Annotated in this window: 18 protein-coding genes; 7 read left to right on the plus strand and 11 right to left on the minus strand. The window is 51.5% G+C overall.

The window, feature by feature from the left end; translation table 11 throughout:
- The 4 genes from HMPREF9412_RS04155 to HMPREF9412_RS04170 form a co-directional block, all read right to left on the minus strand.
- A partial coding sequence (locus tag HMPREF9412_RS04155; RefSeq protein ID WP_009590077.1) for a hypothetical protein occupies positions 1–2,601 on the minus strand: 2,601 nt, incomplete at its 3' end.
- A gap of 110 nt (positions 2,602–2,711) precedes the next feature.
- Positions 2,712–3,722 (minus strand): LacI family DNA-binding transcriptional regulator, encoded by a 1,011-nt coding sequence (locus HMPREF9412_RS04160; RefSeq protein WP_036671198.1) that lies wholly within the window; start codon positions 3,720–3,722, stop codon positions 2,712–2,714.
- Between the two features lie 146 nt (positions 3,723–3,868).
- Complete coding sequence (locus HMPREF9412_RS04165) at positions 3,869–5,077, minus strand: SLC45 family MFS transporter (protein ID WP_009590079.1); 1,209 nt, start codon at positions 5,075–5,077, stop codon at positions 3,869–3,871.
- Between the two features lie 4 nt (positions 5,078–5,081).
- Positions 5,082–5,819 carry a glycerophosphodiester phosphodiesterase gene (locus tag HMPREF9412_RS04170; protein ID WP_009590067.1) on the minus strand — a complete coding sequence of 246 codons (738 nt, stop codon included), beginning with the start codon at positions 5,817–5,819 and terminating at the stop codon, positions 5,082–5,084.
- A gap of 223 nt (positions 5,820–6,042) precedes the next feature.
- Here HMPREF9412_RS04170 and HMPREF9412_RS04175 point away from each other — a divergent pair, with 223 nt between their 5' ends.
- Entirely contained in the window at positions 6,043–6,507 is a 465-nt protein-coding gene (locus HMPREF9412_RS04175; RefSeq protein ID WP_009590064.1) for a MarR family winged helix-turn-helix transcriptional regulator, read from the plus strand.
- Positions 6,500–7,738, plus strand: a complete 1,239-nt coding sequence (locus HMPREF9412_RS04180; RefSeq protein WP_009590062.1) for an MFS transporter — start codon at positions 6,500–6,502, stop codon at positions 7,736–7,738. Before HMPREF9412_RS04175 ends, HMPREF9412_RS04180 begins: the two co-directional genes overlap by 8 nt.
- A gap of 124 nt (positions 7,739–7,862) precedes the next feature.
- Here HMPREF9412_RS04180 and HMPREF9412_RS04185 read toward each other — a convergent pair whose 3' ends face one another.
- The 5 genes from HMPREF9412_RS04185 to HMPREF9412_RS04205 all read right to left on the minus strand — a co-directional run bounded on the left by HMPREF9412_RS04185 (position 7,863) and on the right by HMPREF9412_RS04205 (position 15,748).
- Positions 7,863–9,167, minus strand: coding sequence for an MFS transporter (locus HMPREF9412_RS04185; RefSeq protein WP_302621990.1), 1,305 nt, complete (start codon positions 9,165–9,167; stop codon positions 7,863–7,865).
- A gap of 85 nt (positions 9,168–9,252) precedes the next feature.
- Positions 9,253–10,956 (minus strand): methyl-accepting chemotaxis protein, encoded by a 1,704-nt coding sequence (locus tag HMPREF9412_RS04190; RefSeq protein ID WP_009590066.1) that lies wholly within the window; start codon positions 10,954–10,956, stop codon positions 9,253–9,255.
- A 315-nt stretch (positions 10,957–11,271) separates the two neighbouring features.
- Positions 11,272–13,602: an RNA polymerase recycling motor HelD gene (gene helD, locus HMPREF9412_RS04195; protein ID WP_009590078.1), complete on the minus strand. Its 2,331-nt coding sequence runs from the start codon at positions 13,600–13,602 to the stop codon at positions 11,272–11,274.
- Between the two features lie 293 nt (positions 13,603–13,895).
- Positions 13,896–14,954 (minus strand): FUSC family protein, encoded by a 1,059-nt coding sequence (locus tag HMPREF9412_RS04200; protein WP_009590080.1) that lies wholly within the window; start codon positions 14,952–14,954, stop codon positions 13,896–13,898.
- A gap of 107 nt (positions 14,955–15,061) precedes the next feature.
- Positions 15,062–15,748, minus strand: coding sequence for a phosphatase PAP2 family protein (locus tag HMPREF9412_RS04205; protein ID WP_009590065.1), 687 nt, complete (start codon positions 15,746–15,748; stop codon positions 15,062–15,064).
- A 185-nt stretch (positions 15,749–15,933) separates the two neighbouring features.
- Between HMPREF9412_RS04205 and HMPREF9412_RS04210 the strand changes: the two genes are divergently transcribed.
- On the plus strand, positions 15,934–16,578 hold the full coding sequence (locus HMPREF9412_RS04210) for an SDR family oxidoreductase (protein WP_036671194.1): 645 nt from the start codon (positions 15,934–15,936) through the stop codon (positions 16,576–16,578).
- 168 nt (positions 16,579–16,746) lie between these two features.
- Here HMPREF9412_RS04210 and mnmH read toward each other — a convergent pair whose 3' ends face one another.
- Positions 16,747–17,799 (minus strand): tRNA 2-selenouridine(34) synthase MnmH, encoded by a 1,053-nt coding sequence (gene mnmH, locus HMPREF9412_RS04215; protein ID WP_009590071.1) that lies wholly within the window; start codon positions 17,797–17,799, stop codon positions 16,747–16,749.
- Positions 17,800–17,844: 45 nt separating this feature from the next.
- On the minus strand, positions 17,845–18,897 hold the full coding sequence (gene selD, locus HMPREF9412_RS04220; RefSeq protein WP_009590063.1) for a selenide, water dikinase SelD: 1,053 nt from the start codon (positions 18,895–18,897) through the stop codon (positions 17,845–17,847).
- Between the two features lie 296 nt (positions 18,898–19,193).
- Between selD and HMPREF9412_RS04225 the strand changes: the two genes are divergently transcribed.
- From HMPREF9412_RS04225 to HMPREF9412_RS04240, 4 genes are all read left to right on the plus strand, one after another.
- Positions 19,194–20,264: a permease gene (locus HMPREF9412_RS04225; protein WP_009590074.1), complete on the plus strand. Its 1,071-nt coding sequence runs from the start codon at positions 19,194–19,196 to the stop codon at positions 20,262–20,264.
- A gap of 131 nt (positions 20,265–20,395) precedes the next feature.
- Positions 20,396–21,592 (plus strand): peptidylprolyl isomerase, encoded by a 1,197-nt coding sequence (locus HMPREF9412_RS04230; protein ID WP_009590073.1) that lies wholly within the window; start codon positions 20,396–20,398, stop codon positions 21,590–21,592.
- A 161-nt stretch (positions 21,593–21,753) separates the two neighbouring features.
- Positions 21,754–22,098 carry a LytTR family transcriptional regulator DNA-binding domain-containing protein gene (locus tag HMPREF9412_RS04235; protein ID WP_009590070.1) on the plus strand — a complete coding sequence of 115 codons (345 nt, stop codon included), beginning with the start codon at positions 21,754–21,756 and terminating at the stop codon, positions 22,096–22,098.
- A gap of 199 nt (positions 22,099–22,297) precedes the next feature.
- Positions 22,298–23,078, plus strand: a 781-nt coding sequence (locus tag HMPREF9412_RS04240) for a YwaF family protein (RefSeq protein ID WP_009590075.1), incomplete at its 3' end; no start/stop codon positions are given.

The following is a 23,078-nucleotide window of genomic DNA, read 5'->3' on the forward strand; positions in this document are numbered from 1 at the left end:
TTCCAGGCTGACGGACGTCTTATACATCCCCAGCGCGGCATCATATAAATCGGATGCCTTGATCCGATCATACATCGCTCTCGCCTGGCCTTCATTGGCGAGCTTCATTCCCCGGGCCGGGGCTTCGAGAAAATGCGGAAGCGCATATGCTTTGAATTCCAGCACTTTAGCGGCAGGCAAGCCATAGCGGGTGATGACCGGGCTGCCCTCCGCATCCCGGATTTCTTCGAATCGCTCCGCTTCAAAGCGGAAGTACGTTGGAACGATTCCTCCTCCCAGCTGCTCAGCACGCTGAATCCCTTCTTCAATCTTGTCCAGGAAAGCCGCGTATATCCTCTTTACGTGTTTCACTGGAATCTCAACTTCCAGGCCGCTGATGCCGTATCGGACGGATGCCCGATAGGACTCGCGCTGCCCAGCTACCCGATCCCAATATCGGAAGGAGTCCAGTGCACCGGTTTGATATTGCTGTACGGCATCATATACGCCCTCTAAATAAGAGGCGATTTCCTCCGGCACCATCACCGTATGATGACCGAACCGCTCGGCAGCCTCCGCGATGAATGCCACCAAACGCTTCAATTCCATCGTTTCGCTCATCCCGGAGCCGAACAGACCCGGCAATCCGTTCATCGCGTCATTCCAGCCCGGCTTGTTCGCCTCCATTTCAACACCCATCCCGTAAGGATCGAGCGTTGCCATTTTATTGAGGGATAACGAGATCATTTTGACAAATAGATTCGTACGGTAAATGTCGCCTTGTCCGCCATTCACCCGCAGCCATTCCGCCGCGTTCCGCTTTCTGCCGAGCTTATTCAGCTTCTCCTCGTCCTCCAGCAGCGCGCCGAACTGGCGAACCTTGCCCCGGCTGATCACAACCTTCTCGCTCCGTGGGAGCACATATACCGGGCTGTCAAAGAATGTATAGGCATTCTCGCCAAACAGCAGCTCTTCATATCGGTCGGGATAAATATCCAGGAAACCATCAACCAAATCCATGTTATAGGTCCAGTGGTCCGACCAGAAGCCTTCGCCGAACGAAGCCGCAAAATGCTGTTCGGATATCGTCAGCAATCCCGATATGAACCGTTCCTCGTCGATCGCCAGCCGAATGCCTTGATCCGATATCGCGTTAATGATTTTGCCCGGGGTGAAATCCCCGGCGCATGCCTTCGTGAGCTTATCATAATCCTCCTGAGCCGCGGAGGCGCGCAGCAGCTTCTCCAGTTCCCCCTCCATGCCTTGGGCTACTCGAAATTTCGTGCCTTCTACGCTAAGGGGATTATAACCGTCCGCTTGAATGAGGCTGAAGAACATCCGGATGTTGAACGTGCCCACCTTGGGGTTGAAAAACACATCATTTCGGCGGTTCTGGTTCATGTCCCGGAAATTGCCGTTCCCTTGTGAATAATACTCCGGCGCCAGCGAGAAAAAGTTATAGTCCCGCTCCGGATCCCCGTGCTTGCGGGAATAGAGGTGGACGACCGCTCCTTCCTTCCCGTTATCGAATATGAACGGATAACCGCCCCGCAGGAAATTGTCCAGATAGGACTGCCGGCTGTATTCATCAAATACAGGCAACCCCGTTTTGGTGGCCACATCATCGGTTAATTCCCGGGTCAATGCCGATGCCTCCTTCCGCTTATCGAGGATATAGGCAGGCGAACACAAATCTTTCGAGCGTTTGTTGATTTTGCCGATATCGTTCACATGACCAACCAGCGTATACACGGTTGCCGTCTCCCCAGGCTCAAGCCGCGCCGATAATCCGCTGAAGCCGCATGGCACTTTGTTCACAGGATACGGCGTGGCTTGCGCCAAGGATTCGATCGAACCCGCGGCAAATCGATCGGGGTGGATCAATGAAGTGTTTCCGCCGAATATCAGCTCAAAATCTACGATCGGTTTGATCAAGTTCCCTTGCTGATCAAACGACAGATAGAAATGGCCGTTCGTAACTTCGGTAACCTCCGCCTCATCATGCGTACTGGAGCGAACCTTATAGAACGGTATGCCCCGGTCCAGATTCTTCACTTCCATCCAGCTTCGCAGCAGATTGCCGACCTCCTTGTACCCGCTGTTCTCGACGCCGTAAGGCAGAATTTCCGGCATACCGTCCAACAATTCAAGCGATTCCGTCCGGGCTCCGATATTCGTCACGCTGACCTGGCGGACAAGCGCGGCGAAATCTTCACCGGGCAGTTGGAAATACGAGACCGATGTTCGAAGCCCTTTATCTGCATGCTCCTCCTCGATGACCAGCTCATTCTGACGAATCAGCATCGTTCTCCGTGCCTTCGTGTCCGGCTGAAAGGATTGGAACGGCTCATATACGGCCGGCGTCCCGGCCATCTTGATAAACGTGCGGAAGCCGGTAGCGGATACGTTCTTATACGAGATATTGGCCGGCGAGAACTCCATGATCGGCGAATTCTTGTCGCGTATGCCGAAACTGCTTATCCCTTGGCCCCGATTGACGTAAAAGGTCCACATCGGTATCCCCTTCAATCCGGCAATCCCCGGCAGGAAGCTGGAAAACGGCTTGGCGAGATCATACTGCTCGATAACAAAGGCATCCTTCTCAAAACGATAATTGGACATGTTCAAATCCTCCTTTAAATGAGTGCATCATTCGCTGAAATCAAGAAGCCACCCATTTCGAAACCGGTTTCGAAATGGGTTAAAAATGAACCCTGCTCTTTAGGTTCACCTTAGGTGACCGGGCGGCAGGACTCCCGGATCATTAATTCGACTGGCAGCATAACCGACTTTACGGCGGTATCCCGCTCTTCGATTGAAGAAAGAAGGATCTCCGCGGCAACCTTGCCAAGCTGCTCCGTATCCTGGCGGACCGTCGTTAATGCAGGGGTAATGTAGCGGGACATTTCAATATCGTCAAAGCCGATGACCGACACGTCCCCCGGCACGCTAAGGCCATGGTCCAGCACGGCTCGAATCGCTCCAAGCGCGAGCAAATCCCCAGCGGCGTAAACGGCTGTCGGCCGATCCTCGAGTGCAAGCAGCCTCTTCATGGCTTCGTATCCGCTCTCGGTGGAGTAAAAATCGCTGCCGGTTATGTACTCTTCCCTTAGGTTCAGATACAGCTCACGCAGCGCTTGTACATAGCCATGTTGGCGCTGCTCGCCTGCAAACGTATTCAATCCGCCCGAAATATGGGCAATGCTGCGATGTCCAAGCGAGTGCAAATACCGGATTGCCAGCATGCTGCCTCCGATATTGTCGGAGTATACCGAATGCACATGCTCCGGTGACGAATCCAGAATGACGCACGGAATGCCGCTATCCAGCAGCTCCTGGAAATCGGGATCATCATTGCTCGACAGGATGACCACAACGCCGTCGACGCCCCTGATTTTGCAATGCTCCACATAACTGCTTCTTCGGCCGCCGACATCCTTGGAAATGAACATCAGATCATACCCTTTGGATACGGAGATTTTCTTAAAGCTTTCGATGACGGCTCCAAAATAGGGATGCCGAATTCCGGCTCCCGTGGCTTCAACAAAAAGAATGCCGATCGTCCAGGATCGCTTGGTCGTAAGTGACCTGGCATTTGCGTTTGGAAGATACCCCATTTCCTTAGCGGTTTCCAGGATTTTGACCCTCGTCTTTTCCCGGACGTCCGGATAATTGTTGAAGACTTTGGATACTGTCGTAGGCGAATAGCCTGTTTTCTTCGCAATATCGTAAATCGTTGTCAACCTTGGAATCAGCTCCTGCCCTTCGCCGACATAATCTAAGACCATCTCTCTGGTATTAAATTCTACCTGTGCCGGCAGGCACTCGTCAATGTTATTCCGCACATCCGGGCAGGAGCTGAAACTCCCGGTTATCCAAATGACAACGGCTAGGACAAGCTGGCGGAGGCGTTCTGCGCTTTAGCGGAATTACCCGTTTCCTGATGACGAATCATCAGCATGCAGATCAGCGCAAGCAGCATGCTGCCGGCGGCGCAATAAAACAGGATCGAATATCCCATACCGTCAATAAGCTTGCCCAGCAGAGGTGGCGACGATATTGCCGCCAGCGAAGATACCAAATAGTACATTCCTGTCCGCGTCCCGATGCTGTCCTCCGTTCCGGTCGATACGATGAAAGGGTAAGAATTGATATTGATGCAAGCCCAAAACAATCCGCCAACGGTCAGCAGTACGCGAAGCGGCAGCAGCGATTCTACCCATGGGACGAGCGCAAAGACAATCAGCAGCCCGCTGACGCCGATCAGGATCAGCCGTTTCTTCCCGAATTTACCGCCAAGCCATCCGCTGGGAATCGCAAACAGAACGAAGGCGAGCGAAAAAAACGTCAAGGAAAAGGACGCCTGCGATTCCGTCAGCCCCATCTCATTCTTCCCGTACAGGGTAAACAGCGTCTCAACCCCTTGGTACGCCACGAACCAGAAGAATATGGCAGCCAGCAGCAGCACCGTCGTTCGATTGATTTGGCTTTTAAAAGAAATTTTGGCTCTGGCGGCCGTCTGGGCTTGATAGCCCGGAGCGTCGCGTTTCTCTTGGATGAACGTCTTCAGAATGAACAAAGAGACAAGCGTTACGCCGGCAGCTGCAATGAAAGGCAGCGACGCATGGGCACTGTACAGCACCGAGCCCACGCCAAATGCCAATATGGACCCCAAGCCGCCCATAAAGTTAATGATGCCGTTGGCTCTGGTGCGTCGCTTCTCTTCCGTTATATCCGGCATCAATGAAACGGTTGGCGAACGATACAGGCTCATGGCCAGGTTCATGAGGACCATGAACAGTAACAACGTCGCCATTCCGTTATGAAACGGAATCATGGCCGTAAACAAAGCGCCTAGCGGCATTCCGATAAGCAGGTAAGGCATTCTTCTGCCGTACCGGGTATGGGTACGGTCGCTTCGGCTTCCAATCCATGGCTGCAAGAACAAGGCAAAGTAATTGTCGATCGTCATAAAAAAACCGATCCATGCGACACTGGATATGTAATCCTCCAGAAAGTAGGGCACAAACGCATTGTACAGCGCCCAAGTAATGCTAATGCTGAATAAGCCGAAGCCCAGCAGCCATGTTTTTCTCACAAAGTCACGCTCCCTTGGTTTGCAGCAGTCCGTTCAGCACATCCGGATAATCCGTAATGATGCCCGCAACGCCCGCATCCATCAACTCTTTCATCCGTCCCTCGTCATTCACGGTCCACGGATGATAGACGACGCCATGCTGCTTCGCTTCCGTTACCCACTCCGGCAGAACCGCCCGATGGTATGCGTGCAGGGCATCCGCTTTAGCCAATTTGGCGTATTCCCACGGTTGGTATAGCCCTTCGCCATACAGCAGCCCGGTACGAATTTCTGGATCAATATGTTTGCATTCCACCAGGGAATAATGATTGAAGCTCGAAATGACGATTTGCTCCGCCATATTGTAATGCCTTACAGCCTCAATCACGCGCTTTTCCAGCTCTGGATATTGGATCGTTCCGTTCTTCAGCTCGATATTAACAATCGTGCCGCGGTTTTGGGTTAATTCCAGCAGTTCTTCCAGCAGCGGAATCCGTTCGCCTTGGAAATCGGCACCAAACCATGAGCCTGCGTCCAGCTTGGCCAGCTCATCGTATGTATAATCCTTGACAAGCCCCTCGGCCCCGGTCGTGCGGGCGACACTCTCGTCATGGATCAATACCAGCTTTCCGTCCTTCGTCATTTGGACGTCGGTTTCGATCCCGGTAGCTCCCTGCTCCAAGCCCTTGGAAAAGGCAGCCATCGTATTCTCTGGGCATATGGCCGATGACCCGCGGTGTGCGAAATTGATCAATTGTGACATTTGTACTTCCTCCTGAGTGATTAGGTTTTTGTTTTGTACTATAAATATAGCTCGCAAATGTTAGAGCTATGTTATCATTCCATTTTTCATATTCCACATCGGTTGATGAAACCCTGTCATGTCCTCATTAATTTTTCAAATGGTTTGACCGTTTTGCATGTTAGGCATATAATTGTTTAGACAAGTATTTTTGAAAGCTTGAAATGAAAGGTGTGACTTTTTCTTGAAAATACCTAAACGCAACCCTTCCATCGGTTTTCATCTGGGTTACACCTATCGGCGCGCATCCCAATTGTTTGCTAATGCCCTGAAGCCCTATGACATCACCCCCGAGCAATGGCTGGTTCTGTACCACATCGGCGAGCACGAGGGGCTGAATCAGAAGGAAGTTGCCGCCAAAGCGGACAAAGACCAGCCCACGACAACCCGTATTCTGGACCTGCTCGAGAAAAAAGGATACACTCGCAAATCCGTATCGGTTAACGACCGGAGAGCTTTTCAGCTCTTTTTGACAGATACAGGCAAGGAACTGATTGAAGCGACCACAGCCATCGAAAGTCAATGCGGAAGCCAATTAATCGAGGGCATTGACGAGAAGCAATTGGAGATGTTCTGGGACACACTCTCACGCATCAATGCCAACATAAACAACTTACACAACAACAGGAGAGATGTTCCACATGAATGATATCAACACGAAACAACCGCTATGGACCAAAGAATTCATCACGTTGATGGTCAGCAACCTTTTTCTGTTCCTGACCCTGCAGATGATGCTGACCACGCTGCCCGCATACGCCAAAGATGCGTTCACGGCAAGCCCCCTGCAGGTGAGCCTCATCACCAGCCTGTTCGCCTTCAGTGCGATCGCGTCCCGCTTCGTATCAAGCAAAGCGCTCGAAAAAGGAAAGCTCAGGCTGCTGCTGTACGTCGGGCTGCTGATTTCCCTGGCAGCCACGCTCGGTTATTACTGGGCGAGCGGCATAGCCTTCCTGCTGCTGATGCGCATCTTGTTCGGCATCGGCTTTGGCATGACAAGCACCTCGTTTCCAACCATGGCATCGGATGTCATTCCAATCAAACGCTTGGGCGAAGGCATGGGGTATTTCGGGCTATCCACTACGCTTGCCATGTCGATCGGTCCCATGATCGGCTTGACGCTGCTGCAAAGCGGCGGTTTCACTCCGCTCGTATTCATCACGGTCATCATCAACCTTCTGATCTTCCCTCTCGCCTACCTCCTGACATCAAGAGCGGCTAAACGGAACGCGGAGCGCCCTGCACCGGTTCAACCCCGAGTTGAGGATAAACCGAAGGGCTCCTTTAACAAAAAACTGATCCTCCCCAGCACCCTCAACTTTTTGATGTCGATTACGTACGGCGGGCTGCTGAGCTTCATGGCATTGTTCGGAGCGGAGGCTCACCTCCGGAATCCCCAGTATTTTTTCTTGTTCAACGCCATCGCCATCATTCTCGTACGGCCGTTCTCCGGCAGAATTTATGACCGGTATGGACATAAGGCGCTTGTTATACCCGCTGCGATTCTGATGGTATCCGGCTTGCTCCTGCTTACCTTCGCCACATCGACGGGATCCATGCTGTTATCGGCGCTGTGCTACGGCATAGGCTTTGGGGCGATGCAGCCGTCCATCCAGACCTGGATGATCCAGGAAGTTCATCCGCTGCAGCGCGGCATGGCCAACGGCATGTTCTTCAACTCCCTGGATTTCGGCGTGGCCATCGGCTCGATCGCGCTCGGCGCCATCGCCAAATCCACTTCCTATGCCATTATGTACCGATACTCGGCAATTGCACTCGTGCTGTTGATCCTGATTTATATCCTCATGCAGGCAGCCGGCAAGTCGCGTTCCAAATCAACCATGGCAGTCGAGGACACCGAGGCTACCGTGGCAGGTTAACGAACAAAGCGATAACGTAAAGGCTTCGTCAGCCGGGATGCGCGAAAGCCGGGATGATGCTTAGCCACAAGGAATGGGATCGGCCAGCCAGACTGACCCGGCATATGAGAAAAGGTCTTGTCCATTATTTATGGACAAGACCTTTCTTTTTCAATCCTTGCGGTTTCTTGAAATCGACCCGGTATGAATTCCCTCCGGAATCGTCTTCTTTTGCCTCCGGCTTCACCGCGAATAACGTAAGGAGACCGCCTACAGCCGCAACAGCTGCCAGCGTGCCAAACATCACCCAATGGTTCGCGCCCAGCAGGAGAGAAACGACCGGCGGCCCCAGCGATACCCCGATAAAACGCATGCTGCTGTAAAGCGAGGTGATGGTGCCGCGCTGCTCCTTCTCCACGCCTTCCGTCAGCAGCGTATCCATGCACGGCAGCACCATGCCGATCCCGATCCCGCCAAGCGTCATCATTCCGACGACAAAATAGATCTGTTCGCTAAAGCCGGTGACAATCAGGGAAGCCGTCAAAATAACCATGCCGGCGAAACCGGTCCACTTCTTTGCCGCTTTGTTTTTGCCCGTAAATTTACCGGCTAAATAAGAAGATAGGCATAATAAAGCCAGTGGAATTGCAAGCACCAATCCTTTTACTACGCCATGTAATTTGTAAGTGCTTTCCAGCGTCTCCGACAAATAAAAAAGAACGCCGAATACGCCAAACATTGCGATGCCGCCGATGGCGAATATCGCATACAGCCATCTTCCCTTCTCATGCAAAACCCCCTTGGTTTTTTTCAAAAACTCACGCAGGGATTGTTTATCATTGTTATTCGACTTTGGCGTCTTCACCAGAAAAATGACCAGCACGAGTGAGATCAGGCAAAGAACCGGAATCGATATAAAGGGCAAGAACCAGATGAAGCTTCCCAGCAGCGCACCCAATATCGGACTGACAACCTTACCAAACGTGTTGGAGGTTTCAATGATTCCCAGGCTTTTGCTAACCTCTTCTTCCTCCTTGAACATGTCACCGACAAGCGGGATGACGATCGGGAAGGCCCCCGCTGCGCCGATTCCCTGTAGAAAACGGCCGGCTAATATGACATAATACGCCCCTGTCCCGCTTAGCAGCCAGGCAGCTACCGCGGACACGGCTCCGCCTAACGCCGCAATAATCAAACTCGGGATGATGATCTTCTTTCTTCCATACCGATCCGACAAGTACCCGGCGATCGGAATCAGCAAGATGGCTACAACAGCATACACCGTTATCAGCATACTCACTTTGAAGGAGCTGATCCCCAAAACTTTGGAAATTTGCGGCAAAATGGGAATCAGCATGGAATTGCCTAACGTCATGATGAGTGGTATGGATGCTAGGGCAACCAGATCCCATTTCTTGTTTTCCATGAGAGAAGACCACCTTTGCGTTATCTGTCATCCATATTGTAGGTTCTTTCGCCCAGAATATGCATGACGGCAAGGTGGCCGTTTTTTCCCATATGCAATTTTTCCTTAATTATACTTTAAATCCGGACATCAACTGACGAAGCTTGCCAGACATCACGTTAAGATCTTCAACGGAATTTGTGATTTCTTCCATGGAGGCCAGCTGCTCTTCCGTTGCGGCACTGACGCTTTGCGTACCGCCTGCCGTCGTCTCCGTGACCTCCTGGATTCGACGGATCGCGTGAACGAGCTCCCCAGCTCCCGAATTCATCTGTTCGGTTGCAGCAGTGACGCTTTGAATCTGGCCGTTCAATTCGCCGACCGACTGCTCGATTTCCTTAAAGGCTCGCTCGGCTCCTTGCGCCACGTTCATGCCTTCGGTTACTTCGCGGGTTCCCTGTTCCATCACGCCGGCCAGATTTACGATGTCTTGCTGCAACTCGTGAACGAACTGTCTGATTTCGACGGAGGAGTTCGATGCCTGGTCAGCCAAATTCCGGACCTCTGCGGCGACGACCGCAAAACCTCTGCCATGCTCGCCAGCCCGAGCGGCCTCAATGGAGGCATTCAAGGCAAGCAGTGAGGTCTGCTCCGCAATTTCGATGATGATCTGTCCCATCGCCCCGATGTTGGAGGCCTTCTCTCCGAGCGCACGCACGGATTGCGCAGATTGGTCAACGCTGGTACGGATGCCTTCCATCTGGGTTAGCGTATGTACAAGGGCCTGTTCCCCTTCAGCCGCAAGTTTGTTCGCCGCTGCCGCCAGTCCGGAAACGTCTTGGGCTGCAAGCGCGATATGCTTCATGCCTTCCGCCATATCCGTAACGGTCGCCGTCGTTTCCTCCGTATCCTGCAGCTGGTTCTCTACCCCGGCAGCCAGCTCTTCCATAATCCCGGACGTTTGGTGGGAAGCCTGACGGATTTCCTCTGTCGTCGAATGCAGCGTCGAAGCAGCGATCCCCACTTTACCTGCAGTATCCTGCACTTGGACGACCAGCTCCCTGAAGCCATCGACCAATTTATTATAAGCATCGGCTACATCCCTGATTTCATCCTTCGTTGTGATGTGTAATCGGGTAACCAGATCTCCCCCGCCTTCGGCAATCTTCAGAAGCTGACTGCTCATCTGGTTCAACGGACGGATCGAGCGGGTCAGGAGATAGCCCTGTATGGCAAAATAAACGACAGCTGCCGCTCCGATCAGCATGATGATCAAATTCTGAAACCGGCTGCTGGCCGCAATCTGATCAGCCTGTTTCGCCAGGGTTTCATTTTTATGTACCGTAAACTGCGCGATCAGCTCGCTAAATGACTTGCGCACTTCCCGCTCCTTGTTAAAGGCAGCTTCGTATACCCGGAACGGGACCGCCTTGTAAAAACCGGTGTCATACCCCAATTTGTTCAATACCTCGGCTATGGCCTCGGAGTATACGACATAACCGGCTTCAATCTCGTTAAATACCTTCTGGTCTTCTTCAGCCGTCATTAAGCCTTTGGTTTCGGCCATGAGTTTGACGACGGACTCCTGCTTCGATTTCAATGAATCTGCAAAGGTCGAATCCCCGGTCAATAAGTAGCCCCGCTCATCATTGGAAACGCCCGTCAATAGGGTCTCCAATTGCGTCAGGTTATAAATGACCTTCTGGTCCTCTTCAATAATCTTGCTGAACCTCTTCTCCGTCATATTCGAAGTGATAAACGCAATGATTACGATAACCGCCGTAACCGTCGCAAGTATCGTAGACGAAAGAATTAATTTTGTTTTTATCTTCATCCGCAAGCACCCGACCTTTGATATAAGTAATATACCCCCATTCCTTTTTTCGTCAAATTTCTGTCAAGAGTGAATAGGCAGGATTACCGTGAAATCGCTTAACTCGAAAATAATTGAAAAAAATTTATTAATCACCGGTCAAATGTTGATAAATTTTGGATAACTCCCTCCTTATGGTATAACAAATGCCACAAATTTCTTATAATACCTCATTCCATATTTTACCTCCGTTATGAAAACGGGTTTGATTTTCATATAGACATCATGCAAAAAGAGGCCGGCCTGGGACGGGCTCAGGCAGACCTCCTCTTTCCTTTAAGCTTGACCGGAGATAAAGTGACTCTTCTCCCCGATATGATAGACATGCAGTTTATGCATGGCTCGCGTACATGCCGTGTAGAACAGCTTACGATCGCTTTCCCGGTGGTACACGTCCTCGGCGCCGTTATAGATAATCACCGCGTCAAACTCCACGCCTTTGGCTAAGTAGGCGGGAACCACCAGCGTTCCCTTTTCAAAGGCCGGCGTGGTTTTGGTGATTAAGCGGGCGGAGATATCCGCCGACAGCTGCTGATGTACGCGCCTGCTCTCCTCTTCTGTCCGGCAGATCACCGCAACGTACTGGAATCCCTGCTCATGAAGCTCACGGATATCGGATACGATCGCGCCATGCAGTTCTTCTTCATCGTTCACCCGAACGACTCGAGGGGCTTCGCCTTGCCGGTTGAAAGGAACGATCCGCTCCCCGCCAGGTATCATTTGTCGCGTGAAGTTAACGATTTCATACGTCGACCGGTAGCTTTGGGTCAGATTAATGACCTCCGTATCTTCTTTGCCATACAGACTCACCAGATTCTCCAAGCTTCCGAGTGCCTCTCCATGAGCATAAATGGCTTGATTGAGGTCCCCCAGAACCGTCATTTTGGCCCGCGGGAACAAACGCTTCAGGAACTCCAGCTGAAATGCGGAATAATCCTGAACTTCATCGACGATGACATGGCGTATCGACGTATTCGTACGGAACCCTTGCAGCAGTTCCTTCAGATAGAGAAACGGCGTGGCGTCTTCGTATAGCAATGCTTTGTCGTCCAGGGACGCAACGGTAAGATTGCATATTTCATCCCAATGTTCCGGCAGCATCTCCAAATTTCCCGCCGCCCGGCGGAATAATGATTCGTCCGTGTACAATTTTCGGTACATGCCCTTAACGTCCACATACCGGAACCTCTTGATCCAGCGCCGAAGCGGCTTGAGCCGGCTGCTGACCACCATTTTCGCAAGGACGTCTTTTTCCTTATCGAAATCGTCAAACGTGTCTGCCTTCCGGTTTTGCTTGCGTCTCATCGTTTGAAAGGCCCGTTGGTAATCTTCCGTATCCAGCAGCTGGATTTGCTCCTCTACCCACGGGGCATCTTTCTCGCTCTGGGCAAACTCCGACAGGCGCTTAAGCATCCATTCCTTCATCAGATCAATGCGGCCAGCGAGCTTAACCGCCGAATCATATCCATAGAACTGCGATGCCATCTCCTCCGAGCTGACAATCACCTTCCCCTGGAATACGACCGGCTTAAAGAGCATGCCTCCCTTTTCCAGCAGCTCCTTGTATCGTCTGATGGTGTCCAGATAAGCCCCCGAGGATTTATACGATATGCTCTCCAAGCGCGCCCGGTAACGCGGCGAATCTTCCGCGTTCAACAGGGTTTCCGTCTGTGTGAACACGTCTTCGAGATCGAACTCCTTGCCGAGCCGGTGCTCCAGATAGGACTGGAAGGTCGTCTGCTGCATATTGTCCTCGCCGAGCTCGGGAAGCACCGTGGACACATAGCTGTTGAACAGCGGATTCGGGGAGAACAGGATCATCTGGTCGGCCCGGAGCGTCTCCCGGTACTTGTACAGCAGATAAGCCACCCTTTGCAGTGCCGCCGAGGTCTTTCCGCTTCCGGCAGCCCCCTGCACGATCAGCATTCGGGTTTTGTCATTACGGATGACCGCGTTTTGTTCCTTCTGAATCGTAGCCACGATACTCTTCATGCGGTCATCCGCGCTATGGCTGAGCACCTGCTGCAGCAGTTCATCTCCGATGGTTACGCCGGTATCGAACAGCACCTTGATCTCGCCGTTATGAATGACGAATTGGCGCTTGAGCAGCATTTCACCCTTGACCGTACCCGAAGGCGTCTCGTATTGGGCAGGACCCGGCGCACCGTCGTAATACAGGCTCGAGATCGGTGCCCGCCAGTCGTAAACCAGAAACGTCTCCATCTTTTCGTCCAAAAAAGAACCTGTCCCCAAATAAATGGTTTCCGTCTCCGCAGTTCCATCCTCCTGAAAGTCAATGCGTCCGAAGTACGGGGATTCCACCAGCTTCCTGTACTTTTTAAGCAGCTTGCTGGACTGCAGATGAGCATGCTCGCGTTCGGCGAGCACCTGCGACTGCTGTCTCAGGTTGGTGGACGTTTCGCCCAAATCGTCCGGGTTGCTGAAGTTCACCGTAACTTCGTCCCAGAAGTCCTTCCGCATGTCAATGACGACTTCACGGATATCGCCGACGCTCGCTTCCAGCTGGGATATTTTATTTCCGATTTTTACTGTTACTTCCGTTACCCGCGCCTGTTCCTCTTTCCAATCTTGATCGCTGATAGCCATTTGTTCATCCCCCTAATACACCGGTTGACAGCGCTAGTTAATTGTGATAAAATACAATTGTGATATTCTAACCACATATCATATATTTAATGACAAAGCATTGTTAATTATAGCAAGCTGCCGTACATAATTCAACATGGAATTTCAGTAACCGACCCGCCGGGGCGGTTTTTTTTATGTTCATATACCATACCATTCCCGAGCTTCAAATGCCAAACATGCTGCATGCTGAGATGTATAAAAACAGCCGATCAAATGTGAAATCTTGATCGGCATCCTCATGGCGAGCTTCCTTATTTTCGCAGCCATGAGAACATGGCATCCTCTTGCTCCTTATCATCCACGACTCGGCTGATCTGATCCGCCACCCGATTCAACCGGTCAAGCTGATAGCCGTAGTCGTACATGGAGGCGGCTACCACCGCCAGCCGGAGACCGCCGGGATTTGAGCCGGGCCCGCACATCACCTGCTCCATGAAAGCTTCATTGTTCTCCGCCATGGTCTCGGCCTCGTCCTCGTTCGGCTTAAGTTTATCTTCGAATTTCCACAAAATATGCTCATGGTATTTCATTAACCGCTCCAGATTGCGATCAAACTGTTCGTCGATTTCATCGGATCGATCCGCCTGGAAATAGTGGTTCTCCACCGCATCCAGCACTTCATACCCCTTGCGAAGGGATTGGAGCAGTTGCTTATACACCACGAGCTGTCTTGCTTGACTGTATTTCGCCCGCTTCAGCTTCTTCTGCTCTTCCTCAAACAAATTGTATTTGTCGGACAACGATTTGATGGCCGATTCCAGTTCTTTCTTCTCCGCACGGTAGACCGAATCCTTCATTTCATGGGAGATCGCCGTACGCAGCAGCAGCGACATTTTGCCAAATACAATATGAATCCGCGTGATGTACTGTTCCTTCGGTTTTGGTGGAAACACAAGAATATTGATGAGGAATGCAGATATGATGCCGATAATCGTCAGAATAAAGCGATTGAGGGCAAAGTCCCATTGGCCGGAAGCTTCCATCACGGATATGACCGTAACAAGCGTAAGTCCGATGGTCTCGCCCATTTTCAGCTTCATGCAAATCATGATCACTAGAATACAGACCAAACCGACGGAAATCGGTTGATTCGATAAAAAATACCCTCCGAGCATGGCCAGAATCGCACCGAGCGTACTGGTCTGCAGCTGGTCCAGAAAATATCTCCACGACCTGTATATCGAGGGCTGCATCGCGAAAATCGCGGCGATGGCGGCTACGACAGGTGATTTAAAGTCAAACAGCATGGCTAAATAAAGAGCCAGCGTCACGGCTAGGCCGGTTTTGAACATTCTTGCTCCAAACGCCACGGACAGCCCTCCTTACCTAACCCAATTTCACGTCTCTGCCTACACACCATGATACATACTCCTCCGTTTGAACCGCTATTACATGAATTACCCTTACGCTTCCAATGTTATGCAGTTTCTTCATTGACATCATTCGGGTTGGCCCGCTTCCCCATCCTTTTCTCGTAAGATCGGATCACGAACCCAAGCCAAGCGCAAGCAGCCAGATATCCGCCAACGATATCGCTCGGGTAATGGACGCCCAGATAGATCCGACTAAGTCCGATGCTTAGAATCATCACGATGGAAACGGCAATCAACGCCCCTCTCCCCGCTCTGCTGTCAACATGTCTCCACAACAAGTATGCGAGCACGCTGTAGAACGAGAAGGCCCCCATCGAATGGCCGCTGGGGTAGCTGTATCCCGTAATTTCAATCAGGCGGTTGATGTCCGGCCTTGCCCGTTGAAACACCCATTTTAATAATAAATTCAGAATAGATGAACCGAAGACGACCACAATAAGGAGAAGAATCTCCTTGCGGTGGCCCAGAATCCAATATAGCACGGCGATCACGATCAGGCTTAACACGATCACCGGTCCGATGGAGCCTATGAACGACAGCCCGATGGCAATATCCGTAAGCAGCGGATGTTCAAGGGCTTGTACCGTCGTAATGATCGCCAAATCAAGCGCTGCCAGGCTTTCCCGCTTTACCAGCGCCGCCAGAATGACAAAACCGATGATGCTGATCATCGATATGAGGAAAATCCAGCGTTGTCTTCCTGAAGCAGGGTATATCTTCTCTCCGCTCAACTCTCTGTTCTCCTTTGACCTTGTTTCGAAACCGTGCGATTTGGTGAAAACAAGATAATATCATTTTCCTGTCATAAAGGAAAGTCCCAAAGGGATTACATGACAAATATCCCGTAGTCTATGTCAAAATCGCTGGGATTACTCTTTACGAGAATATATACCCAAAAGAAAAGGAGCATGTCATGATGAAGGTTCTAGTGGTCGGCGCGAACGGCCAGATTGGCAAACAGCTTACGTTTCTCCTGCATGAGCATGATGCCTATAGCGTAAAAGCCATGGTTCGGAGGGAGGAGCAGGCAGCCTATTATCGAGATGCGGGAATAGAGTGCGTTATAGCGAATTTGGAAGGATCGGTCAAGGAACTGGCGGAGGTTGCACGAGATTGCCAGGCCGTGGTCTTCACGGCTGGTTCTGGCGGAGCTACCGGATACGATAAAACGCTGCTGATCGATCTGGACGGAGCCGTCAAGATGGTCGAAGCTGCCGAAGAGGCGAAGGTCCCGCGCTTTGTGATGGTTAGCGCGATTGGGGCCCATCATCGAGAATCTTGGAACGAGGACATCAAACCGTATTATGCCGCCAAGCATTACGCGGATCGAATGCTTCGTCACAGCAGCCTCTCCTATACGATCATTCGTCCGGGAGGACTTTTGAATGAGCCTGGTACCGGCCGCATTACGGCTGAGGAGAATATCAAGGGCGGCTCGATTCCGCGCGAGGATGTGGCGAAAACGATCCTGTTGGCGCTGGACGAAGAACATACTTTCCGGCGTTCCTTCGACTTGATTTCAGGCGAAACGCCTATCTCGGAAGCTCTATCGTCGTTCTAAGAGCATTTCATATTCAAAAGCAAAATCGCCCCTCAAGCAAAAGCGATACCTTCGTATCTGCTAATGCTTAAGGGGCGATCTATCGTTCTATTCGAATCAGGACCGGATCGCAAAATAGAGAGACACAATGGAACTCCTTCTCGTTACGCACCCAACCGATCCTGGCATTTACGCACCTGTCTTGTGCAGCATTCGGCTTCGCAGTATGTCTTTTACGGCTTCCACCGCTTCTTCCACCCGATCTACGGCCACAACGATAGGAACGCTGTCCTCATATTGACTGAAGGAGTAATTATATTTGGGATCATAATAATGCTCAAGCAGCAGCTGTATTCCCTGAGCATACCTTCCCTCCTCCAAAGATTTTCCAATTTCCGCGGCGATCGGAGTGTGGATTCGGTTCTTGATTAATTGAAAGGCCGCTAAATACTGCTCTTTATAAGCCGCAGGGTTGTAATCCTCCAGTATCTGGCGAACACGCTCCGCCATCGGCATTTCCAACACGATGGCTGCGCCCGACTCCTTCTTCTTCATCAGGAAATCGGGAACGACGATTTTGCCGATCCGTTTGCTCTCGGCTTCAAATAACAAATAAGGCGAATCTTCCAATTGTTTCAGCCGCTCAACCAATTCCGCATCGAAAGTCTTCTGATTGTTGGACTGCAGGCCGATATGCCCGAAGATCGAGCCGCGGTGGCCTGCGAGCCCTTCCAGATCCACGACGGGGTAGCCTTCCTGCTGAAGCTGCCTTAGCACTGCCGTCTTGCCCGTGCCCGTCAATCCGTGAAGCACAAAGGCATCCGCCTCCAGACTCTTCTGCTCAAGCGTGTCCAGCACATACTTCCGGTAAGCCTTAATCCCGCCCGTAATCCGATTGACATGGATATCCATCAGGGACAGAACCGTTGCGGCCGTCCGGCTGCGCATGCCGCCGCGCCAGCAATAAACCGCCTTATCTCCTTCGATCTCCTTGAACTGCTTCACGAAGCTGGGTAGCTTGGCCGACATGATGGCGAGCCCCCGCTCTTTGGCCGCATCCACGCTCACCTGCTTATAAATCGTCCCGATCTCCGCCCGTTCTTCATCATTGAAGACCGGAATGTTCAGACTCCCCGGAATGGTGGAGTCTTTGTATTCCGAAGGGGAACGGACATCAATCAAAGTAATCTTCTTGCTGCTTTGCAGTTCCAATAGTTCTTTTACGGTGATGTCTTGAAACATGTCTGTTCGCTCCTTTATGGTTGCACAAACAAAACCCGGTTCATGTTACGCCTCAACGACAATGCGATTCGGATGGTCATGCACGACCTCTCCGATTCTGCCGGCTTCCAGCCCGGCTTGGCGAAGCTCTGCCAATAATGGATCAGCTTGCGAGCCGTCAACGGCAATGAGGAGTCCCCCGGATGTTACGGCATCGCACAATATCCATTTATCGATCTGGTCCATGCTATCCGGGAAATCCACGTCGTCCTTCACATGATCATAATTGTTTTTGGTGCCGCCCGGAATAACGCCGCCGTCGGCCATCTCCCGAACCCGTTCCAGAATAGGCACGGAAGGCTTGGAAATCCGGATGCCCGTGCCGCTGCCTTTGGCCATTTCGAGCGCGTGGCCAAGGAGACCGAATCCGGTCACGTCAGTGCATGCATGCACATCATAGGGCTCCATCGTCTCGGCAGCCGTTTTGTTCAGTGCCGCCATAACGGCGGTAACGCGGCGAATCTCTTCTTCACTTAACAGATCCTTCTTGATGGAACTCGTCAGAATGCCCACCCCGATCGGCTTCGTCAGAATCAAGGCATCGCCCGGCTTGGCTCCGGCATTGGTTCTTACCCGGTCCGGATGCACGGTCCCCGTCACGGCAAGGCCGAATTTCGGCTCTTTGTCATCGATGGAGTGTCCGCCAACCAGGGTAACCCCCGCTTCCTTCAATTTATCTCCTGCACCTCTCAAAATATCCGTCAAGACCTGCTTGTCCAGCGTCGAAATCGGGAATGCTACGATATTCAAGGCGGTCAGCGGTTTGCCACCCATGGCATAGATATCGCTGATGGCATTCGCTGCGGCCACCTGACCGAAATCATAAGGGTCATCCACGATCGGCGTAAAGAAATCGACGGTCTGCACCATGGCCAGATCATCGGTGAGACGGTATACGCCCGCATCATCGCTGGTATCCAGACCAACCAATAAATTTGGATTCGGCTCGGCTTGCGGAAGCTTACGGATGACCTGCGCCAGATCGGCAGGTCCGATCTTGCAGCCGCAGCCTCCTTTGGAGGAATACGAGGTTAGTTTTATTTTCTCCGATTGACTCATCACGGGTCTTCCCTTCGTCTTAAGAGTGATATTAGGCAAAGCACATGCAACAACCCCGGCGTGGATGCTTGGATAACGTCTCATCTACACCGGGGATCATCTGATATTCATCCGTTTAGCTAACACTTGTTCAAGCACACAATATCTATATTATATGAAATCGGCTGCCTCAAGTCTAATGGTCTTCCTATTTCTTGCAATTACCGGGAATATCTTTCTGCAATCTGCCGACAATGTGATATACTATTTGATTGGATATGTAAATAATTTCACGATACATCGGGGGAATACAGATTATGAATCACTCAAGCGACGGTGGAAGGGTCTTGAATCATACGGATCGCAGAAGAACCGTCTGGCTCATCACCATCTTCATCATCATAGCAGCAACAGGCCTTACCTACGTGAAGTGGTGGCCTTACTACGATAAAGCGCTCAAAGCGATTATGGAACACAGCATCGGCTCTTCCATATTAGGCATGGATCCGGCCGATGCCGCCCCTTCTTGGCAGGCAGCCTGGAATTATGCGCTCACCTATTTTAAAGCGGTTTGGAAAGCGGCGGTGCTCGGCATTCTGCTCGGTACTCTGGTCCAGTCGCTGCTGCCCTCCCAATGGCTGCTTCGGGTCCTTGGAAAAACGACCTTCGGCAGCACGGCGATTGGAGGAATCGCCTCCATTCCGGGCATGATGTGCTCCTGCTGCGCCGCACCGATCGCGATCGGTTTGCGCAAGAAAAAGGTGTCGGTCGGCTCTGCTCTCGCGTTCTGGATCGGCAATCCAACCATCAATCCGGCAACACTCGTCTTCATGACGTTTGTTTTATCATGGAAATTCACCGTGCTGCGATTGATCTTCGGCATCCTGCTAACCTTCGGCGTCAGCTACCTGGCAAACCGCTTCGCCAAAGAAGCGGATCCCGTGGAGATCGATGCGCCTCAGAGCACGGATCAAACCGATGAACGTCCGCTGTGGAAACGCTGGTTAACCAGCATCGGGCAGATGCTGGTTCGGGTGGTCCCGGCTTACTTTATAGCCGTGCTGCTCCTTGGCGCCATGCAGGCATGGATGTTCCCGCATTTGGGTGCGGCAGCGGGGAACACGCTCTTGGCCGTCATCTTCTTCTCCGTGATGGGAATGCTGTTCGTGATTCCGACCGCGGCGGAAATCCCGATCATCCAGGCCTTTATGGCAGCGGGCCTGGGGGCGGGTCCGGCCGCGGCGCTGCTCCTGACGCTGCCGGCTGTCAGTCTTCCGTCTCTGCTTATGGTGAGGCGTTCATTCCCGAAAAGAGTTTTATGGTTTGTTACTGCCTCCGTCGTCCTGCTTGGGATTCTTTGCGGCGTGGCGGGAATGCTGATCTTGTAGGCAGGAATCACTTTTCCGTTTATATTTTCAATTTTTATTTTTTCTTAAGGTAAACCATAGGCTTATCTGGTAAAGTGATAAAAGAATGAACAACTCATTATTATATGCAGTCGAAGGGAGTCAATCATTACATGAAAGATAACGATTTGCAGCCAAACCATCCGGGACAGCCCGAGGATGATCAGGGACAAGCCCAAGAGAAAGAGAATAACCAACAAGATCAAGGCGGCTTGCCTCATGAAGAAGAAAGAATAGATTCCACCTATCCGGAGTCCGACGAGCTATACAAGGATGAGAACGAACGCCCAGCCGTTATGCATTCGGGAGATCAACCGCATTACGATGAACAGCCACCTGCTGATGGCGGCGGTAACGGAAGCAAAGGCTGGATGATCGCGTCGCTGGTATTGGCGGCTGCCTTAATCGTCGTCCTGATCGTACCTCCGTTTGCCAAGGGATCCGGCAATGAAGCTATCGCTAAAGTCAACGACGTTAACATTACCAAGGATAATCTGTACGATGAGCTTGTCAGCGTAGGCGGCAAACAAACACTGAATTCCATGATCACAGAGGAATTGATCCAGCAGGAACTGAAGAACAAGTCCATTACGGTGACCGATGCCGATGTGAATAAAGAAGTGGATGCGCTGAAGGCGTCCTTCCCTTCCGAGGAACAATTCAACATGGCTCTGCAGCAAAACGGCATGACGCTCGACAACCTGAAGGAGCAGACCAAAACCCAGGTTGAGCTTAAAAAGCTGATGGCCGACAAAATCAAGGTAACCGGCGAAGAAGTCAAAGAAGTGTATGACCAAAACAAAGAAAGCTTCGCAACGCCTGAGCAGGTTCGCGCTTCCCACATCCTGGTTGAAACCAAGGAAGAAGCCGAAGCCATCGTGAAGCAGCTGAAGGAAGGCGCCGACTTCGCAACGATTGCTAAAGAGAAAAACCAGGATGCAACCAAGGATACCGGCGGCGACCTGAATTTCTTCGGTCGCGGCGAAATGGACCCCGCATTTGAAGAAGCGGCGTTCAAACTGAAGAAGGATGAAATCAGCGAACCGGTGAAGAGCTCCTTCGGATACCACATCATCAAGGTTACCGATCGTAAGGAAGCAACGAATCCTACCTTGGAAGACAAGAAGGAAGAAATCCGCAGCCAGCTTGAGAACCAGAAGGTCTATGCCGAATCCACAGCCTACATTCAAGAGCTGAAGGATAAAGCTACCATCACGAATACCCTGGAAGAAGCTCCTGCCGAAGCTCCAGCAGAAGCTCCAGCAGAAGCTCCAGCAGAAGCACCGGCAGATGCTACAGAGACACCTTAAACTACGAAAAACACCTGCTGCGCCTTGAATGTTAGTCCAAGCCCCTGCCCTTGCGGTATGGGCTTTTTTTCATGCGAAATAAAAAGTTCTTTAAACCCCAGGGAAAACATGTTAGAATGTAAGCGTTATCAAATGTTGATCTTGGAAAAGGGGGAAGCAGAATGATGAAGCACGTATCGGAATCCCGCAACATGTATGAGGACTTCGTGGTGGAGACAGACATTCTGTTCTTTAAAACCGGATCGCACGGTTTGGTCAGCTTTCACGGCAGGAACTATAATATTAAAAAGAGAATGACTGCCGAAAAAATCGCATCCCTGCTGTCCGGTAAACAGTTCTATCATGTCGGCGGCAACTGCTACGTCAACGTAGACAAAATAACTACGGTAGAGCAAGGCATCGTTTATTTCGGGGAAAAGGCGCCTTCCGCTAAACATCTTCGCATTCCCAGATGGAAGCAGGAATCGCTGAAGCGCCTGGTTGCTGAAGTCAAACAGCCGGTTTGAGCAAGCAGCGCGTATACCTTGAATCTGGCGCAGGACAAGAGAAGATCCCGTATCCGTTACATTCGGAGGCGGGATCTTCTTGCGTTGGCATGATTTTAGCAGCCTTTTTGTTCTTGGCGTCTATTCTACATAGATACGTTTGCGACACGGCCGAATTCCTTCCCCGATGCGCTGCGGGTATATATGAATAGCCCACATTATGGTAATATCGAATAAAATCTTAAGTACATTCAATAAGGAGTGGTCATGCATCGAATCCTATTTTGATCCGCAATACCCGGAAGCGTTTGCTGCCTTTTCCGTTGAACATTGGATAGCCATTGGCATATGCATTATCCTTGGCCTGCTGCTGTACCTGTTCAGGACTGCCATCGCCTCCAAGCCTTCTCTGCAAAAGACCGTAAGATGGGGCCTGCTCGCTGCCCTTGCGTTGCCAGAAGCTTCCCTTCATGTCTGGTATGTGTCAACGGGAATATGGGATCCTGCCACTTCGCTTCCCTTGGAATTGTGCAGTCTGACCCTGTTCCTCTCCATTGCGATCCTGCTTACGGATGAACGCCGCTTATACCCGCTGGTTTACTTTGCGGGAATCGGGGGAGCCCTGCAAGCTGTATTAACACCTAATTTGGGGTACCCTTTTCCGCACTTCCGGTTCTTTCATTTCTTTGTTGTCCATATCGCGATCATCATGACGGCATTGTACATGACATGGGTTCGGGGGTACCGTCCCACCTGGAAATCCATCGCCTGGACAATGGTCTTCCTTAACGTGTCCGCACTTTTAGTCGGACTGGTCAACCTCGCTGTCGGCTCGAACTATATGTTCCTGATGCGCAAGCCGGATACGGCTTCGCTGCTCGATCTGCTGGGGCCGCATCCCGTTTATATTGTTGTAGAGGAGCTTATCGCGTTATCGCTGTTTATCCTCATGCATGTCGCCTTCTTTGCCATCCCGGATCGGATGAGGCGCAGCCGCCGAC

The sequence above is a fragment of the Paenibacillus sp. HGF5 genome, assembly GCF_000204455.1.
Taxonomy (GTDB): Bacteria; Bacillota; Bacilli; order Paenibacillales; family Paenibacillaceae; genus Paenibacillus_AQ; species Paenibacillus_AQ lautus_A.

What these genes read in the sequence shown, in the direction of transcription:
- HMPREF9412_RS04170 (WP_009590067.1), bottom strand. Translation starts at nt 5,819, where the DNA reads ATGTCACAATTGATCAATTTCGCACACCGCGGGTCATCGGCCATATGC.
- HMPREF9412_RS04180 (WP_009590062.1), top strand. Translation starts at nt 6,500, where the DNA reads ATGAATGATATCAACACGAAACAACCGCTATGGACCAAAGAATTCATC.
- HMPREF9412_RS04190 (WP_009590066.1), bottom strand. Translation starts at nt 10,956, where the DNA reads ATGAAGATAAAAACAAAATTAATTCTTTCGTCTACGATACTTGCGACG.
- helD (WP_009590078.1), bottom strand. Translation starts at nt 13,602, where the DNA reads ATGGCTATCAGCGATCAAGATTGGAAAGAGGAACAGGCGCGGGTAACG.
- HMPREF9412_RS04210 (WP_036671194.1), top strand. Translation starts at nt 15,934, where the DNA reads ATGAAGGTTCTAGTGGTCGGCGCGAACGGCCAGATTGGCAAACAGCTT.
- mnmH (WP_009590071.1), bottom strand. Translation starts at nt 17,799, where the DNA reads ATGTTTCAAGACATCACCGTAAAAGAACTATTGGAACTGCAAAGCAGC.
- selD (WP_009590063.1), bottom strand. Translation starts at nt 18,897, where the DNA reads ATGAGTCAATCGGAGAAAATAAAACTAACCTCGTATTCCTCCAAAGGA.
- HMPREF9412_RS04225 (WP_009590074.1), top strand. Translation starts at nt 19,194, where the DNA reads ATGAATCACTCAAGCGACGGTGGAAGGGTCTTGAATCATACGGATCGC.
- HMPREF9412_RS04230 (WP_009590073.1), top strand. Translation starts at nt 20,396, where the DNA reads ATGAAAGATAACGATTTGCAGCCAAACCATCCGGGACAGCCCGAGGAT.
- HMPREF9412_RS04235 (WP_009590070.1), top strand. Translation starts at nt 21,754, where the DNA reads ATGATGAAGCACGTATCGGAATCCCGCAACATGTATGAGGACTTCGTG.